At 47.2% G+C, this 16,322-nt stretch carries 17 protein-coding genes; 10 read left to right on the plus strand and 7 right to left on the minus strand.

Annotated features, from left to right (window positions below):
- The first annotated feature begins 96 nt into the window (after nt 1-96).
- From EAT1B_RS09320 to EAT1B_RS16010, 4 genes are read left to right on the plus strand one after another with little or no spacing between them, the layout of a single operon-like run.
- On the plus strand, nt 97-1,752 hold the full coding sequence (locus tag EAT1B_RS09320; RefSeq protein ID WP_015880318.1) for an alpha-glucosidase: 1,656 nt from the start codon (nt 97-99) through the stop codon (nt 1,750-1,752).
- A gap of 54 nt (nt 1,753-1,806) precedes the next feature.
- Nucleotides 1,807-2,145: a hypothetical protein gene (locus tag EAT1B_RS09325; protein WP_015880319.1), complete on the plus strand. Its 339-nt coding sequence runs from the start codon at nt 1,807-1,809 to the stop codon at nt 2,143-2,145.
- Nucleotides 2,146-2,202: 57 nt separating this feature from the next.
- A complete protein-coding gene (locus EAT1B_RS09330) occupies nt 2,203-2,406 on the plus strand; it encodes a YwbE family protein (RefSeq protein WP_015880320.1) in 204 nt (67 codons plus the stop codon).
- Nucleotide 2,407: 1 nt separating this feature from the next.
- Nucleotides 2,408-2,575 (plus strand): hypothetical protein, encoded by a 168-nt coding sequence (locus EAT1B_RS16010; protein ID WP_015880321.1) that lies wholly within the window; start codon nt 2,408-2,410, stop codon nt 2,573-2,575.
- 39 nt (nt 2,576-2,614) lie between these two features.
- Here EAT1B_RS16010 and EAT1B_RS09335 read toward each other — a convergent pair whose 3' ends face one another.
- On the minus strand, nt 2,615-3,595 hold the full coding sequence (locus EAT1B_RS09335; RefSeq protein WP_015880322.1) for a hypothetical protein: 981 nt from the start codon (nt 3,593-3,595) through the stop codon (nt 2,615-2,617).
- Between the two features lie 386 nt (nt 3,596-3,981).
- Here EAT1B_RS09335 and EAT1B_RS09340 point away from each other — a divergent pair, with 386 nt between their 5' ends.
- Complete coding sequence (locus EAT1B_RS09340; RefSeq protein ID WP_015880323.1) at nt 3,982-5,454, plus strand: sodium:alanine symporter family protein; 1,473 nt, start codon at nt 3,982-3,984, stop codon at nt 5,452-5,454.
- A 50-nt stretch (nt 5,455-5,504) separates the two neighbouring features.
- Here EAT1B_RS09340 and EAT1B_RS09345 read toward each other — a convergent pair whose 3' ends face one another.
- Complete coding sequence (locus EAT1B_RS09345; RefSeq protein ID WP_015880324.1) at nt 5,505-6,305, minus strand: formate/nitrite transporter family protein; 801 nt, start codon at nt 6,303-6,305, stop codon at nt 5,505-5,507.
- Nucleotides 6,306-6,398: 93 nt separating this feature from the next.
- A complete protein-coding gene (locus EAT1B_RS09350) occupies nt 6,399-6,788 on the minus strand; it encodes a VOC family protein (protein ID WP_015880325.1) in 390 nt (129 codons plus the stop codon).
- 80 nt (nt 6,789-6,868) lie between these two features.
- Between EAT1B_RS09350 and EAT1B_RS09355 the strand changes: the two genes are divergently transcribed.
- From EAT1B_RS09355 to EAT1B_RS09365, 3 genes are read left to right on the plus strand one after another with little or no spacing between them, the layout of a single operon-like run.
- Nucleotides 6,869-7,987: a GTPase gene (locus EAT1B_RS09355; protein WP_015880326.1), complete on the plus strand. Its 1,119-nt coding sequence runs from the start codon at nt 6,869-6,871 to the stop codon at nt 7,985-7,987.
- 13 nt (nt 7,988-8,000) lie between these two features.
- Nucleotides 8,001-9,143 (plus strand): YcjF family protein, encoded by a 1,143-nt coding sequence (locus EAT1B_RS09360; RefSeq protein WP_015880327.1) that lies wholly within the window; start codon nt 8,001-8,003, stop codon nt 9,141-9,143.
- A gap of 48 nt (nt 9,144-9,191) precedes the next feature.
- On the plus strand, nt 9,192-10,154 hold the full coding sequence (locus EAT1B_RS09365) for a D-glycerate dehydrogenase (RefSeq protein ID WP_015880328.1): 963 nt from the start codon (nt 9,192-9,194) through the stop codon (nt 10,152-10,154).
- Nucleotides 10,155-10,189: 35 nt separating this feature from the next.
- On the opposite strand, the gene EAT1B_RS09370 is transcribed toward EAT1B_RS09365, so the two are convergent.
- The 4 genes from EAT1B_RS09370 to EAT1B_RS09385 all read right to left on the minus strand — a co-directional run bounded on the left by EAT1B_RS09370 (nt 10,190) and on the right by EAT1B_RS09385 (nt 12,754).
- Nucleotides 10,190-10,795 carry a general stress protein gene (locus tag EAT1B_RS09370; RefSeq protein ID WP_015880329.1) on the minus strand — a complete coding sequence of 202 codons (606 nt, stop codon included), beginning with the start codon at nt 10,793-10,795 and terminating at the stop codon, nt 10,190-10,192.
- Nucleotides 10,796-10,807: 12 nt separating this feature from the next.
- Complete coding sequence (locus tag EAT1B_RS09375) at nt 10,808-11,323, minus strand: general stress protein (protein WP_015880330.1); 516 nt, start codon at nt 11,321-11,323, stop codon at nt 10,808-10,810.
- Between the two features lie 112 nt (nt 11,324-11,435).
- Nucleotides 11,436-12,296 carry a hypothetical protein gene (locus EAT1B_RS09380; RefSeq protein ID WP_015880331.1) on the minus strand — a complete coding sequence of 287 codons (861 nt, stop codon included), beginning with the start codon at nt 12,294-12,296 and terminating at the stop codon, nt 11,436-11,438.
- A 44-nt stretch (nt 12,297-12,340) separates the two neighbouring features.
- Nucleotides 12,341-12,754, minus strand: coding sequence for a methylglyoxal synthase (locus EAT1B_RS09385; RefSeq protein WP_015880332.1), 414 nt, complete (start codon nt 12,752-12,754; stop codon nt 12,341-12,343).
- A gap of 224 nt (nt 12,755-12,978) precedes the next feature.
- On the opposite strand from EAT1B_RS09385, the gene EAT1B_RS09390 reads away from it, so the two are divergent.
- Nucleotides 12,979-14,730 carry a mechanosensitive ion channel gene (locus EAT1B_RS09390; RefSeq protein ID WP_015880333.1) on the plus strand — a complete coding sequence of 584 codons (1,752 nt, stop codon included), beginning with the start codon at nt 12,979-12,981 and terminating at the stop codon, nt 14,728-14,730.
- A 104-nt stretch (nt 14,731-14,834) separates the two neighbouring features.
- A complete protein-coding gene (locus EAT1B_RS09395; RefSeq protein ID WP_015880334.1) occupies nt 14,835-16,313 on the plus strand; it encodes an HD-GYP domain-containing protein in 1,479 nt (492 codons plus the stop codon).
- Nucleotides 16,314-16,322 lie beyond the last annotated feature (9 nt).

Here is a 16,322-nt window from a genome sequence, read left to right on the forward strand (position 1 = left end):
GCTTGCACTAGTGCTATGGTAGATGTGAATCATACCTTATTGTAGGAGGCAAGGTGCCGTATGGAGACGTTGTTCAGCCAAACGAAACAAACAGAGATCAGTCGTGTATGGTGGAAAGAGGCCATCGCCTATCAAATTTATCCACGAAGTTTCAACGATTCGAACGGGGATGGAATCGGTGATCTTCGCGGAATCATTGAAAAGCTCGATTACTTAGAAGACCTTGGAATTGACGTCATTTGGATTTGTCCGATGTACAAATCGCCAAACGATGATAACGGATATGATATTAGTGACTATCAAGACATTATGGATGAGTTTGGGACGATGGAAGATTTTGATGCCTTGCTAGAGGCAGTGCATGCACGAGGGATGAAGCTGTTGCTCGACCTCGTCGTCAACCATACGTCGGACGAACATCCATGGTTCCTTGAATCGAAGAGCTCGAAAGACAATCCGAAACGAGATTGGTATATTTGGCGAGATGGGAAAGATGGGATGCCACCGAGCAACTGGGCGAGTATCTTTGGTGGGTCCGCTTGGGAATATGACGAACCGACCGACCAATATTACTTGCACGTCTTCTCGAAGAAACAACCCGATTTGAATTGGGAAAATCGTGACGTTCGAACGGCTGTCTATGACATGATCAACTGGTGGCTCGATAAAGGGGTCGACGGATTCCGTGTCGATGCGATCAGTCATATTAAAAAGATGCCGGCGGAGACGATGCTACCTTCTCCGGACGGAAAGCCGATCGTGACGGCCTTTTCGATGTACTCGAACATTGACGGAATTCATGAATATCTGCAAGAGATGAAGCGAGAAACGTTTTCCAAATACGACATTATGACCGTTGGGGAGACGAACGGAATCGAGCCGGAAGAAGCCGACCAATGGATGGGACCTGAGAATGGTGCGATGAATATGGCCTTTCACTTTGATCATGTCGATATCATGCGACGGTCGCGTCTTGCGCCGCTCGATGTCGTCGAGCTGAAACGGATCTTCGATAAATGGCAACAAGGATTACGCGAAACCGGGTGGAACGCGTTATACATTGAAAACCATGACATGGTGCGAGCGGTATCGCTCGTCGGGGATGAGCATCATTATTGGCGTGAAAGTGCAACGGCGCTTGGGATGATGTACTTCTTCATGCACGGGACACCATTCATTTATCAAGGACAAGAGATCGGGATGAAGAATGTGCCGCTCCCATCCATTCATGACTATGATGATGTCGCGACGAAAAACGAGTACTTCGAACGGATCGCGAACGGGATGAGTGAAATCGACTCGATGCAACAAGTATGGGGCACATCTCGTGATAACGTCCGGACACCAATCCAGTGGGATGCCTCACCTCATGCTGGTTTCTCGACGACGACCCCATGGATGCCGATTCATGAAGAGTATGAGACGCTCAACGTCGAGGCACAGCGCCAAGACCAGCACTCGATTCTGTCATTCTATAAGGAGATGATCCGTCTTCGTCGAGCTGAGGAGACGTTTACGTATGGTCGTTATCGTGACGTCTTGCCTGAACATAAGCAAGCCTTCGTATATGAGCGTACGTTTGAGAACAACCGCTTCTTCGTTGTCGTCAACTTGACCGCCAATCCGGCAGAAGTGACCGTTCCGGAAATTGCAGGAGCTACGCTTGTCATGACAAATGAGATTGATCCCGAAACGATTGACACGGAAACGTTTATGCTTCGACCATTCGCAGCACGGTTATATCGTTTATGATAGAGAGGTACCTTCCTAGGAGGGTACCTCTTTTAGAGAAGAGGTGGGACGAGGATGCATACGATTGAATTTTCCAATGACAACGAGGTCGTACGCATGGTCATTGATAGTGCCGATCGCGAACGGTTGGATTTGATGATTGATGAGCAACGCGTTACGATTTACGTGAAAACGTATCTCGATTTTGGAGAGGCGTTCGCCAAGGCGTTTCATTCGTTGAAAGGGACGGCCGAACTCCGTGATGTGGAAGGACGGCATGTCATGGATGTGATCTTTTCGCATCGAGGGGTCAGCGTTCGATTGCATGATCCGTTTCCTGAAAAGACGCTTCAGACCGATCAAAGTTACATGACAGAAACGATGCGACAAATCGGCATCTGGAATAGGCTGTGACAAATGAGGGAAAAGAGCATATGATAGAGATTGACTAAATGGAAAGGGGTGTCGGGTATGGATGGAACGAAACGTGCTGACATTCGCCCAGGGCTCCACGTCCAAATCGTTTTAAAACAAGATCAACGAAGCGGAAAGCTGACGAAAGGCGTCGTTCAAGATATATTGACGAACTCGCCACGTCATCCGCACGGAATCAAAGTGCGTTTGAGCGATGGACAGGTCGGTCGTGTGAAAGTGATCGAAGCTGGAGGTGAGTAAGATGAGCGAGAAAAAACTATCTTTTCAAGAGGCGATGAAACAAAAGCTGGCAGAGAAGAAGCAAAATCAAACGAAGGTTCCGACGGGTTTGCATGGCACAAAACAGAAACCGTTGACGAGCCAATTGACGAAAAAACCAAATAACCAGAAGAAACGTACTGGTATATAAAAAGCAGTCGCTCCTCAAAAGCGACTGCTTTTTTATCTGTTAATCGTGTAACGTGTTTACGAAATAACCATTGTTAAACTGATCGAGAAGTTTTTGATAGTATTTCATTTGATCGATATTTTTGTTGGAAAGAGCGACTTCTGCACCTGACAATAGTTCACCCACGGTCAAGCCAGTCGATACACCACTGTCTTTATAAATGAGCTCAAGACTCAAGAGCGATGGATCGTTCAATAGTACGTTGATTTTTGTAGCTGTTAATTGCATAATCAAACGTTTTTCTTCAGTCATTGATTTCGACGAGCTTGTCATTAGTGCGGACAAGGCTTGCTGTCCTTCAAGCGTGCTGACATCATAAGCAATTCCTTGAATATAAACGATTGATCCATATTCGAACGATACTTTCTCATAATTGAAGATGTTTTTCCAGAAACCAATTGTATAGACCCCATAATCAAATTCTGGTGGCGGTGGTGTACAGTCTTCAACGGTAAGTGTCACATATCGTACCCAAGGATTTCCTGTACCTGGATCACCAGGATAAGCAGTTTCCGTTTCTCCATTAACGATTGTATCTAGGTGGAGGAAGACGTTAAATTGGAAACCGTCTGATTTTAGAACGCTTTCGTCCACACCAAGATAACTTGCTAACGAGGCGTAAGGAATTAAGAGATATGTTGGATCAACGAGGGATTTTGTTTTAAACTCATATGCGCCAGGACTACCGCGCTCAAGCAATTCACTTGTTAATCGAAAATCAATTTTAATGTTTTCAGGTACGTCGGCTAACGTCACTCCGTCATTTAAATCGATGACAATCTTTAAGCCTTCCGCGACAAACTCAAAATCAACGGCTCCAATGGGAATGTTTTGACCAGCATAGATAGTAGAATCAGAAGTCGAAGATACACACCATTGCGTCTCTCTAGTCGCTTCCGCCACATTTCCCTTCATAGGCAACAATGACAACACGAAGGCCAATACGACAAACCAGGATAACCACTTCCGATGTCTTTTCATGATTCTTCCTTCTTTCTTCTAGATGACTTTTCGTGATGAACAGAAGGTGACAGCTATAGTTAGTTAATACCCGGGAAACAAAAAAACATAGACTAAATGTGAAAAAACAAATGATAAAAAAGGATGAGTGATTGATTTATCCTTGGAAATAATGAAATTTAATTTTAAAAAGTATCTGCGCAGACATGATTTAATATTTCTAAACATTTTTATGTAAGCGCTTTAAGTGCTTATAAATAAGGACTCTGGCTTAGATGATGTGAAAAAAGAGTGAAATTACCTATAAAAAAATTATTGCTAATTGTCAGAATCTTTGTATAATTCAGAACTAAGACATCATAAAAAATTCTCAACTTCAGATTCACACAACAGGGAGGAACTTATTCATGGAAGCGATTCAAGGTATGTTACAAGGAAGCGTCGACTTTTTGAACAACATTTTGTGGTCGTACGTATTGATCGCCGTGCTCGTCGGAGCCGGGATCTACTTCACAGTCAGAACACGATTTATGCAGTTCCGTTACTTAAAAGAAATGTTCCGTACGATTACAGATAAATCGGACGTTACACTTTCAAAAGACGGGAAGAGTATTTCTTCAATGAAATCATTCTTTATCGGTGCTGCGACTCGAATCGGTACAGGTAACCTTGCCGGGGTCACGGTAGCGGTCACACTTGGTGGACCGGGAGCGGTCTTCTGGATGTGGATCGTCGCCCTTCTAGGTGGTGCGACAGCCATGATTGAAAGCACGCTCGCTCAAGTATACAAAGTGAAAGACGATGTCGCGTACCGCGGTGGTCCGGCTTACTACATCGAAAAAGGTTTAAACAACCGTGCACTTGGAATCGTATTCGCGGTTCTCATTGCTGTCACATTCGGACTCATCTTCAACTCTGTTCAATCGAACACAATCGCTGCAGCATTCGATAACGCATTCGGAATCGATGCAGCAATCGGTGGAGCAATCTTGGTTGTTCTTACTGGTCTTGTCATCTTTGGTGGTGTACAACGTGTCGCGAACTTCTCGGCAATCGTCGTACCTGTCATGGCTGTTCTCTATCTTGCCATCGCACTCTACGTTGTCGTTGTGAACTTCGCTGAACTTCCAGGCGTCTTCGCTATGATTTTCCAAAGCGCATTTGGTTTGAACGAAGCAGTCGGTGGTTCAATCGGTGCTGCAATCTCAATGGGTGTACGCCGTGGACTCTTCTCGAACGAAGCAGGTATGGGTTCTGCACCAAACGCAGCAGCAGCTGCTGAAGTATCGCACCCTGCGAAACAAGGTTTCCTTCAAGCACTCGGTGTATTCTTGGATACGTTGATCGTATGTACAGCAACTGCAGCGATCATCCTTCTCTCAGACAGCTACGCTGCTGGAAACGGTGAAGGGATTGTCCTTCTTCAAAACGCATTGACTGAGCAAATCGGAGCACTTGCTCCAGCATTCATCGCTGTCAGCGTCTTCTTGTTCGCCTTCAGCTCGATCGCAGGAAGCTACTACTACGGTGAAACGAACATCGAATTCATTAAGAAGAGCAAAGGTGCAGTCCTCGGATTCCGTCTCGCGACAATGGCATTCGTCTTCATCGGAGCGGTCGCAAGCCTCGGATTCGTCTGGAGCCTCGCTGACCTCTTCATGGCAGGGATGACATTGATCAACATCGCGGCAATCACATTGCTCGGTGGCGTTGCCTTCAAAGTTCTCAAAGACTACGAAGAGCAACGAGCTCAAGGTCTCAACCCACGCTTCTCGGCTCGTAAACTCGGTATCGAGAATACAGAGTGCTGGGATGTGGAAGAAGACGAAGTGGCACAAGGTACTGTTCAAGCAGCAGCAGCCGACGCTTCAAAATCATAATTCGTGAAATGCAACAAACAGGGACCCTGCTAATCGGGGTCCCTGTCTTTTTATGCATGATGACGTATCGGCTTGACGGTTTGTTCCGTCTCCGATTTGTTCAAATACAAGTAACTTCCGGCAACGAACAACGCACCACCGACAATATTACCGAGTGTGGCGAAGAAGAGATTGTAAAGGGCACCGCTAAAGGTGACGAGGTCCGACGGTACATAGTGGAGCGCGAGAGCGAAAACGCCCATGTTCGCAATCGAGTGTTCGAATCCAGCAGCGAAGAATACGACGACCGGAAGCATCGTCAGCATAATCTTCGCGACATCATTGTTCGTTTTGAGTGGCATGAAGATGGCCAAACAGACGAGCACGTTACATAAGATTCCTTTCAAGAAAATAGCAAGGGCGTCTCCACCGATTTTCTTCGCGGCGACGACAGCAAGCAAATGGTCACCCGACACGTCACCCATACTGTGAGCTCCGATGACGAGAAGCGATAGCAAGACGGCACCGATCAAGTTACCGACCCAACTGAGTCCCCATATCTTTGCGAGGTCGAACCAAGCGACACGTCCCCGTTTTGCACCAGTGTAGAGATACATCGTGTTGCTCGTAAACAATTCTCCCCCCATCCAGACAATGAAGACGAGGGCCACCGAGAAACTGGCGCCTGCAATCAGCATCGTACCGGGGACATCGATGAACATGTTTCCGACGGTGAATGAGAAGACGACTCCAATCCCGATTAAAAAACCGGCGATTATCGATCGTAACATGTATTGAGGAAATGAATGTTGAAGCAATGATGATTTCTTAAATGCGGCTTCTTCCATATAATCGACGACTTGCTTTTCCATGAAAAGACCTCCTTTAGACCCTTTCAGTCTAGGAGGTCGACGTCAAGTTTGCAATTGTTTTCACAAACTTTCAAGAAGTTCTCAAGAAACCGTTCACATCGCTGCCACGAGTTCAACTTTGATGCGGTCCGGGTCTTCAAAAAATAGTGCTGTATAGTTTGGGCCACCTGCGTGGGGGAAGCGGTCCGCGTACAATTCACGAAACCCGTGGGATGCAAGTTGTTGCCGAACTTCTTCTAGTTGTGCGAGGGAGGACGCATGAAATGCCAAGTGATTAAGACCAGTCTTTTTTCGGTGATAAGGTGGCGTCAGGTGGGCCTCTTCCGTTTGAACGAACACGAGATATGTCTCGCCGTAACGATAACTCCGTCCTTCGGGCCATGATTGATAGAGCGTGTACCCAAGTTGTTCACAGAGGAGCCATTCCCAGGCCTGTGTACTGTCATGTAGGTTCGAAACGTAAAGTTCGACATGGTGAAGCATGAGAATCATCCTTTCGATGGACGTTTGAAAATGGTCCGTTCGGTATAATTGAACTATACAACGAATGAGGGAGGAAGCGTATGGATCGGACAGGGCTCGTCTCAAATATTTTGATTGCTGGAAAGACCGGTGTCGGAAAGAGTGCGTTCATCAACTATATATATGGACATGACGTCGCCGAATCGCGTGCCGGAAGTCCGGTCACTCAAGAAGGGCTTCACGAATACGAGTATTACGATTTAGAACGGGGCATCTTGTTTCGTTTTTTCGATACGTGGGGGCTCGAGGCGGACCGCTCTGAAGAGTGGCACCAAGCAATCCTATCCATCGTCCATCAGCGTGAAGGCGCGCTCGATATCGCAGAGTGGTTTCATACGATTTACTACTTATTGTCGGTGCAGTCAGGACGTGTCGAGGCGTATGAGCTCGAGGCGATTTTAAAGCCATTATATGAGCGGGGGAGCAACGTCACTCTCATTCTGACTAACTTCAATGAAGACGACCCGATGAGTGTACAAAAGGCAGAGGCGATGGAACGGGTATTGTTACGCGAACTGCCGATTGAAGAAGAGGACATCATCCGTGTCAACAGTGTCGAAAAGAAATTACTCACAGGGAAACGCGTCCCGGTAAAAGGGTATGAAGAGGTATGGAAGCGGAATCGGACGAACCTGTGGAAAGACATCGAACGAAAACTCCCCATCAATCTGACGAATCATCTCCTAGACGAGTTAGAGGATTGGCGAATTCGGAGTATCGCTTCGGCAGAGGCGATTCGGATGCTGACCCCGCAAGCAATGATCAGTTGGAAAGCTAGAAAAATAGAGAAAGATTTAGAAAAGACGCTTGAAGAGGCCGCTTTGACGACGGAAGAGGCGATGGCAGAAGGGGTGCGTCATTATATCCAACTCATGCAGCGGTACCCACTCGTCGGAGAACAAGCAGACCTGTTGTTTAGAACGAGACGAGTTGAGCTCGGATTTGACTATTCGTTCGGAAAAACAGTTCGAAAGATGGTTCTTGGAATGATTCCTGGGGTGCATTTCATCTATTGGGCATTCAAGCGTCGAACGGCAGAACGGGGAATCAAAAAAGCGATTGAACAGCAATACGCATCCGTAAGACAAACAATTGAAGAAGAGATTCGACGCGGCTTTGAACGTGAGATGCGTCAGCTTGGTCGCACGCTCAACTCATAAGGGGGAAACGTAAATGGAATCGACGAAACGATTTGATTTTAAGGATTATGATGTAAAGGCAGAGCTCGAACGGCTACGGGGCAATGTCAAAAAACCAAACATCCTCATTGCGGGAGCAACGGGAGCAGGAAAGAGTTCTGTCGTGAACTACGTATTTGGACGTGATTTGACAAAAGTGGCAGCCGGGGAACCGGTCACAAGAGGAATTCATCAATATACGAGTGATGATATCGCAGTCACCTTGTTCGACAGTGAAGGATATGAGATCGGGAGTGCGCGGCAACAACATTACGAAGAGGAAGTCATCGGATTTGTAGAGAACGCAAAGCGGCAAGAGGCATCCAAACGAATCCATCTCGTCTGGTATACCATCAACGCTGCGACAAAGCGTGTCACGCCACTCGACAAGGCCTTGATTCGCCGTCTACGTGAATCGACAGCTGTCGCCGTCTTATTCACACAAATCGATCAGGTCGATTTAGATGAACTGACGGCATTGCGGAATGAACTGAATGGAATCCTTCCGGAAGATGCAATCTTCCAGGTCAGCATTTCTTCGGAAATATTGAACAATGAAACATTGCGGCAATACGTGGATTGGGAACGGTTGATTGTGTGGTCGGTGGAACAGCTAGATGCTTCCTTACAGGAAGGGCTCTTGATGGAGATTCATGCAGAGAGTGAAACGATGCTCAAGTTAAAGCGTAAGAAAGCGAATCGAATCATCTCAGGCTATGTCGCAAGCGCGGGAACGGCTGCTGCGGTTCCGCTCCCATTTGCTGATGCCGTGGCATTGACGCCGATTCAGGTGACGATGAGCGTCCATCTATTTCGTTATTGGGGTGTCAAAGCGAGTGATGATTTGTTGAAGACACTCATTGGGAGTACGATCATTCCACAAATCGGTCGCACGTTATCGAAAACGATTCTCTTGAACGTCATGAAGTTTTTCCCGGGAGCGAACGCCGCGGCCGGTGTCATCAATGCGACCGTCGCATCAGGGATCACGTGGGCCATCGGACTCGCCATTAACGAAATCGCCTATCGAAACGCTATGGATTCATCGAAAACGATTGAACAGTTGTTAAATCAAGAGTTCGGGTCACTGTTTGAACAGTATTTGAAGCAAAAGCCGAAGTCGGATCAACCCTCTTAACGCTTTCCATTTGTTAGACTACAAGTAAGTGTAGAGAGGGGGAGAAAGATGAAGAAACGAATCTATATTACGCGTCGCTTGCCGGAAGAGGCAGTCGAACCGCTTCGCGAACACTACGATGTAAGCATGTGGGAGCAGGAAGGGGAAAGTGTGCCGCGAGATGTGCTGTTAGAAGAAGCGTCATCTGCGCATGCGCTTTGGACCATGCTCAGTGACACGATTGACCGTGAAGTGTTTGAGTGTGCCACACAGTTAGAGGTCGTCTCCAATTTGGCGGTCGGATATAACAATATCGATTTGAACGCAGCGAAAGAGCATGGTGTCATCGTCACGAATACACCGGATGTCTTGACGGAAACGACAGCAGATTTGACGTTTGGGCTCATGATGATGACCGCACGACGTCTCGGAGAGGCGGAACGTGACTTGCGCGCCGGGGAGTGGAAATCCTGGCTGCCGATGGGCTACGTCGGGATGGACCTTTATCAAGCGAAATTGGGTATCATCGGCATGGGACGAATCGGTGAAGCGGTCGCACGTCGTGCAAGAGGGTTTGATATGGAGGTTCTATATCATAACCGGACACGGCGTCATGAGTCGGAGTCGATGTATGGCTTCACTTATGCGGAACTCGATGAGCTGTTGGCGCAATCTGATTTCGTCGTCGTTCTCGCGCCGCTCACGGACGAGACACGGGGCATGCTCGGAGCCGAAGAGTTTGCAAAAATGAAAGAAACCTCGATTTTCATCAATGTCGCTCGTGGAGAAATCATCGATGAACAGGCGCTATACGAAGCACTTAAATCGAAGAAGATTTGGGGAGCCGGGTTAGACGTATTCACGAAAGAACCAATCGACCTCGACCATCCATTATTGACGCTTCCGAACGTGACGACGTTGCCACATATCGGGAGTGCCTCGATTCGGACACGTCTGGCAATGATGGCATTGAATCGTGATGCCATCGCCAATGTACTCGAAGGGAAAGAACCTAAAAATCGTTTGACGTAAGAAGAGCCTGACGCACCCGCGTCAGGCTCTTTCTATTAGAAACGTCGGATATTATCCGGATCTTCGACGTCATTTCGATAAGCGCGATCGTCGAGACCACGTAGTTTTTCCTCACGGTCAAGATTCTTCGTTTCTTCATCTAGCTTGTCTTGCTCCGGGTCTACGGGATGGCTTGGGTCGACGGTTTGAGTTTCACGGTAAGGTTTTGAGTCGATTTCCAATCCGTCGTCAGTATGACTACCGAGATGAGTCGAGGATGCGTCTTGATATGGTTTCGAATCGACCGTCACCCCGTCTTGATGACGACGTTCAAAGTCTTCATCCACATAAACGAGGATTTTCCCGGCCTCTACATCGTCATAGTGACGTTTTACTTCCTCTTCGCTCAGTCCCATGTTGCGTAGACCAGCGTGCACGTCTTCATGACCACTGAGGAACGCCCGAACCTTATCGAACCAGCTCGCTTGATGGGTCGCTTCCGTATGAACATCTGTATCACGTCTCAAAATCGAAACATTGTCTTCATGTTTTGTGACGACATACATGTGTGAGTCTTCATACCCTTTCGCTCGCAACTCCTCGATTTTCCCAAGGGCTGCATCCTGCGTATCGTGCATACTGATAAATCGTTTCTCATTCATAGTCGTTCCTCCTTATAATCGGCGATGATCTTCTAATCCAGAATGACCGCGTACAATCGGATCATCCTTTGTGCCACGTGGATTCTCGTCGTGATCGTTAAATGGTTTTGCGTCAAAGGCAATCCCGTCCGCCTTTTCCCCTTTATCATGATCGAGCTCACTGTCTTTCTTATACATGTTCGGATAGCGGTCGTACGAGTGGCGATCGATGTAGAGTAAAATCTGTCCTTCATCGATGGCATCATAATACTGTTCCGCTTCGGCATCGTTGAGCCCCATATTGCGTAACTCATCACGAATGCGGTCACTTCCGTGTAGGAATGCTTTGACACGGTCAAGCCAATTGACGTCACGGATACCGGACTCGGCATTCACATCCGTGTGGTCACGTAACGCAGAAATTTCCCCGTCCCGCTTGGCGACCACATGCATATTCTTTTCAGCTTCCCCTGCGGCTTTCAGCTCTTCCACTTTGTGCATGACTTCCTGTTCGCTCTGGAACAGGCCAATCATTTTTCGATCTGACATCGAATACCCCCTTTAGAATTTCCAATCTAAAAACAAGCGTCACAATAGGAGTAATTTCCGTTCTCGCCATAATTGAAACAAAAAACGCCATCTCCTAAGAGGAATGGCGTGGTTAGTAATAAAGCATGAGCGTATCGTCTCCGAGAGAACAACGTGTACTCTTCCAGACGAACTCGATTAATGTCCAGATGGCCATAAAGCCACTGATTGCCATTAAAATGAGCGCATAGAGTGGGGTCAACTGAATGACGAATGACCAACCAATTGTCATTAAGAGCGGTTGAATCAGGAAAATGGACGTGATGTAGACGACAACGATGAGTAAGGCGAACGCAATCCGCCGACCTAGCGTCTGGATGTGATGTCGGAAGCGGGTCAATATGCCGAAGATGGCACCGGTCACGAGGACGGGTAACAGGAAGGCCAGATAATCAATTGGATACGTCGACATGGGGGCGGTGAATAGTCGACCGCTAAAGACATCGTCAATCACGAGCAGTAAGTTGGCGTAGGCAAATGCCAAAATCATACCGAGTAGCCAGCCGAAGCGGTTCCAAATCGTACGAGACGATTTGAGTGCTTCAATCTTTGTGTAGGCGAGGAAGGCAAGGTCACGCACTTCGATTTCTTTTAATGAAAGCTTGGCTTCGTCCAATTGATTGACGGCCCAATCGAATTCCCGGTTTGCTTGCGCTTTTTCATGAGGTTTTAATTCATCCGAGGCATCAATCAACACGTGATAGCGTCGACGATATTCTTCATTTGTTTCGGGTTGTTCAATGAGGAAACGAGCGTATTCCTGAGGATCTTGGTTTAAAAGACTTTCGAGCGACTGACCACTTTTCTCTGCATGCCGGATGTATCCAGCGAGTGCGAGTAGATGCCGGTCCGCTTCCGCCTCATTTCCAAGAAGTTCGATGAGGCGTTGGCGCACGTCGTTAAAGAACTGTTGGACCTTCGGATCATGAATCATATTCGGTTCCAGGGAGATTCCTCTCCTTTCTTGGTTTGTCATGGTCAAGCGGGTGGTTCGTCATTATGAGAGAGTTTAAGTGACTCGAAATCACCTTGCTCGATACTTCGAATCAAAATCTCGCTTCCTCCCATGTTCGTCGAAAGTGGGATGGAGTAGACGTCACAAAGACGCATCAATGCGCTCACATCCGGTTCGTGAGGTTGAGCAGTTAATGGATCTCGGAAAAAGATGATCATATCCATCTCCCCGCGTGCGACGGCAGCACCGATTTCTTGGTCCCCACCAAGCGGTCCTGATCGGAAGCAATGAACAGGTAAGCCAGTCGCTTCCGCAATCCGCTTACCCGTTGTACCGGTCGCAAACAACTGATGCTTTTTTAGAATATGCGCGTACGTTTTAATGAGGACGATTAAATCGTCTTTCTTTTTGTCGTGAGCCACTAGAGCGATATTCATCCTAAATTCCTCCTAACATGACGTCTCTTGTTATTCGTATCATATTTGACTCCATTTGGCACGATTTCTCTCTTAAACTAACGTACCCATTTCCAATGAATCGTAATAGTCATGTAAACGAATTGACTTACAGTTCAGGTTTGATGATTTTGAAATATAGGTATGTATGAAATAGCACTGTTAAATAAAAACAATCATTTCATGTGAAAAAGGAGGAAGATTCGATGAACAACACAACGTATAACTTCAATACGTTCATGTCATGGCTACCAGAGCTTTTGCTGGCAATTGTTATTCTTGTAGTCGGTTATATCTTGGCAAAAGTATTGGAAAACGTGACACGTAAAGCATTGAAGAAGGCACGACTCGATGAGCGGGCCGGTATCAAAAAAAATGAGGAGAAAGGAGAAAAGTGGACCCCTGAACGCATTATCGGAAAAGTCGTGTTCTTTGGGGTATTACTCCTCGCATTCCTGATCATCTTTGAATTCATGAACGTTCCAGCCATTACGGAACCATTCAGTCAGATTTATGAAGGATTCTCTGGATTGATTATCGGTGTCATCAAAGCCGGCTTGATTTTACTCGTTGCCTGGGTCATCGCTACCCTGTTGAAAAAAGGGATTCAAATGGCGGGACATCGTTTGAATTTGAGCAAGTTGATGGAAAAAACGGGGCAAGAATCGACAAGCGTCAACCAAACGAAGTGGGTCGACACGGTCGCGAACATCGTCTTCTATCTCGTGCTCTTATTGGCATTACCGGCTGTACTTGACGCCCTTGGACTTCGTGGGGTCAGCGGACCATTCGAAGATTTATTGAACAGTTTCCTCGGATTCATTCCGAAACTTGTCGCAGCAGCGCTCATTTTCGCAATCGGGTATGTGGTGGCGAAGATTGTTCGCGACATTTTGACGAAATTCCTCGAAGCTGCAGGACTAGATCGCTTGGCAGAGCGATTCCATCTATCTGATTACGTGAAAGGATCGAGTCTTGCGAAGGCAATCGGTACAATCGTTTTCATCTTCATCATGATTCCGGTGACGATTTCGGCGCTTGAGGCGCTCGATATTCGAGGGATCTCGGAACCGGCGATTGCGATGCTCAATGATGTCCTTGTCATGATTCCAGACATTCTCGTTGCAATCGTCCTCGTCCTCGTCGGGGTGTTCGTTGCAAAATGGTTAAAAGGGGTCGTTGTATCGCTCCTTGAGAATCTTGGCGTCAACTCGTTGGCTCAAAAAATGGGCTTCGGGGAACGTGCGTCTTCGATGTCAATTGCCCAAGTGGTCGGTGTCATTGTACAAGTAATCGTGATCTTGCTCTTCGTATCCGAAGCACTTCAAGTCGCGAATCTTGAGTTCATGGCATCTCTTGCAACAGCCATCTTTGCTTACTTGCCGATGGTCATTGCAGCACTCATTATCTTGGCAGTCGGATTCTGGTTGGCGAACATGGCAGAGCGGTTGGTCGGAAGTGTACTTGTTGATGGAGCTGGACAACCGAGTGCGCTTCGCTACGTAGCGAAGTATGCGATTCTCGGACTCGTCTTCTTCATGGCAATTAGTCAGCTCGGCATCGCACCGATGATTGTCAATACAGCATTCCTTCTCATTCTTGGAGCTGTTGCCCTCGCCTTCGGTCTTGCTTTCGGTCTTGGTGGTCGCGAGACGGCGGCACGTTATTTGAAAAAGGCGGAGCAACGCATTGATGAAACGGAAGTTTCAAAAGAAGGTCTCGAGCAGGAGAAAGAACAGATGAGCCGCGAAGCGGAAGCGGCAAAACAACAAGCGAAGCAAGGCGTGGAACAGTCGAAACATGAAGCGGAACAATCGAAGCACGAGTTGAAGCGAGATGTTCAAAATCCGAAAGTTGACCATGTTGATGGACCGGAACCGAATCCGTTCCATGAGAACATCACTCCGGATCAGGACAATCGATCACTTGATGATAACGATGGTCCGTTACGCCCATAATTGATGCTTGAACGGGTCTCCTACAAGGAGATCCGTTTTTTTTGTGTTCAACTCAAGCGTAAATCTGGTCGATAGTAAAAGAAAAGAGTGTAGGGGTGAGGGGAATGTTTGGACGTTTTCAACGGACGCTCGTGATGAACTATATCATCGGCTCAGGTTTAGCCGTATTTGGAGTGGGTGGTGTCTTTATTTTTCAAACGCTTGACCTGTCCATTCGAGAGATTTTACTACTGTTAGGCATCATGTTGGGCTCAGGGATAGTTATGATTTTCTCAGAACTACTCTTATACCGTCGCCACATTCGACCGATACGACAGCTTTTTATGACCGAATCCCCATCGATTGACGAATTGACGTCAGCATTCGAACGAGCGAGTCGATTTCCTGTTTTAACGGTGCAACGGATTTTAGGTCCACATTTGTTTGGGTTATCCATCCCGTCAATTGGTTTGACCGCCGTTTTCATTCAGATGGGGTGGGTTGACTTACCGTATCGTTTGATCGGCTTGGCTGCAATCGGGGCCGTCATGATTGCGGTACTACATGCCTTGATTGAATATTTTTTGACGGTTCGATCGGTTGAGCCATTACTGGTATACATGAAAGAAAGGCATCTCGAACTTTATCATCTGCCTATTCATGCAACGTATCGATCATTTAGTGTCCGAACTAAATTATTGATCAGTATGCTCATTACGGGTGTCTTTCCCATCATGTTGTTCATGTTGGCATCGAGTGTGCAATTGTCGACTTCGAATCGGACGGATACGTATTGGAATTGGGCGTTCGTGATTCTTGTCATCATCGTTGGAATTGCAGTGCTATGCAGTTTCTTGCTCTATGACAATATCAAACGTCCGATTGGGCTCTTGACGTCAGGAATCGAGCAAATGGAATCAGGACAACTCCAGAAAATCGAGAATCCCTATTTAGATGAGTTCGCCCAATTGATTGGTGGCTTCAATCAAATGGTCGAGACGGTAACTGCTCGCGAACAAGAAAATGCACAGCTGTTAGACAGCCTCTTCATTTTATTCGCGGCAACGCTCGATGCACGTGACCCTTATACAGCTGGTCATTCGGAGCGTGTCGCGATGTATTCCGTTGAGCTTGCTCGCGCCATCGGCTTACCGCATGCACAAGTCGATTTACTCAATAAGTCGGCACTTCTACATGACATCGGAAAAATCGGGATTCGAGATGACGTCCTACTAAAAGAAGGGAAGCTGACGGACGAAGAGTTTTCAAAAATTCAGGAACATCCGACCATTGGCATCCATATTTTGAGTCAGATTCATTTACCTGCATCGCTTCAACCGATCTTAGCCGGGGTTCGGTCGCATCATGAACGAATCGATGGCAAGGGGTATCCGGACCGCTTACATGCGGTCGACATTCCATTATTCGGAAGGATTATGGCGATTGCCGATGCGTATGACGCCATGACATCAGATCGACCTTATCGCTCTGGCATGCCGGTGGAAAAGGCACTTTCTATTTTAGAGAACGGTCGTGGGACGCAATGGGACGCAGAATTCGTAGACGTATTCGTCCGGCTTCGTCGTCAGGCCATATCGGCATAAGAAAAGGAG

Source organism: Exiguobacterium sp. AT1b (assembly GCF_000023045.1).
Taxonomy (GTDB): Bacteria; Bacillota; Bacilli; order Exiguobacteriales; family Exiguobacteriaceae; genus Exiguobacterium.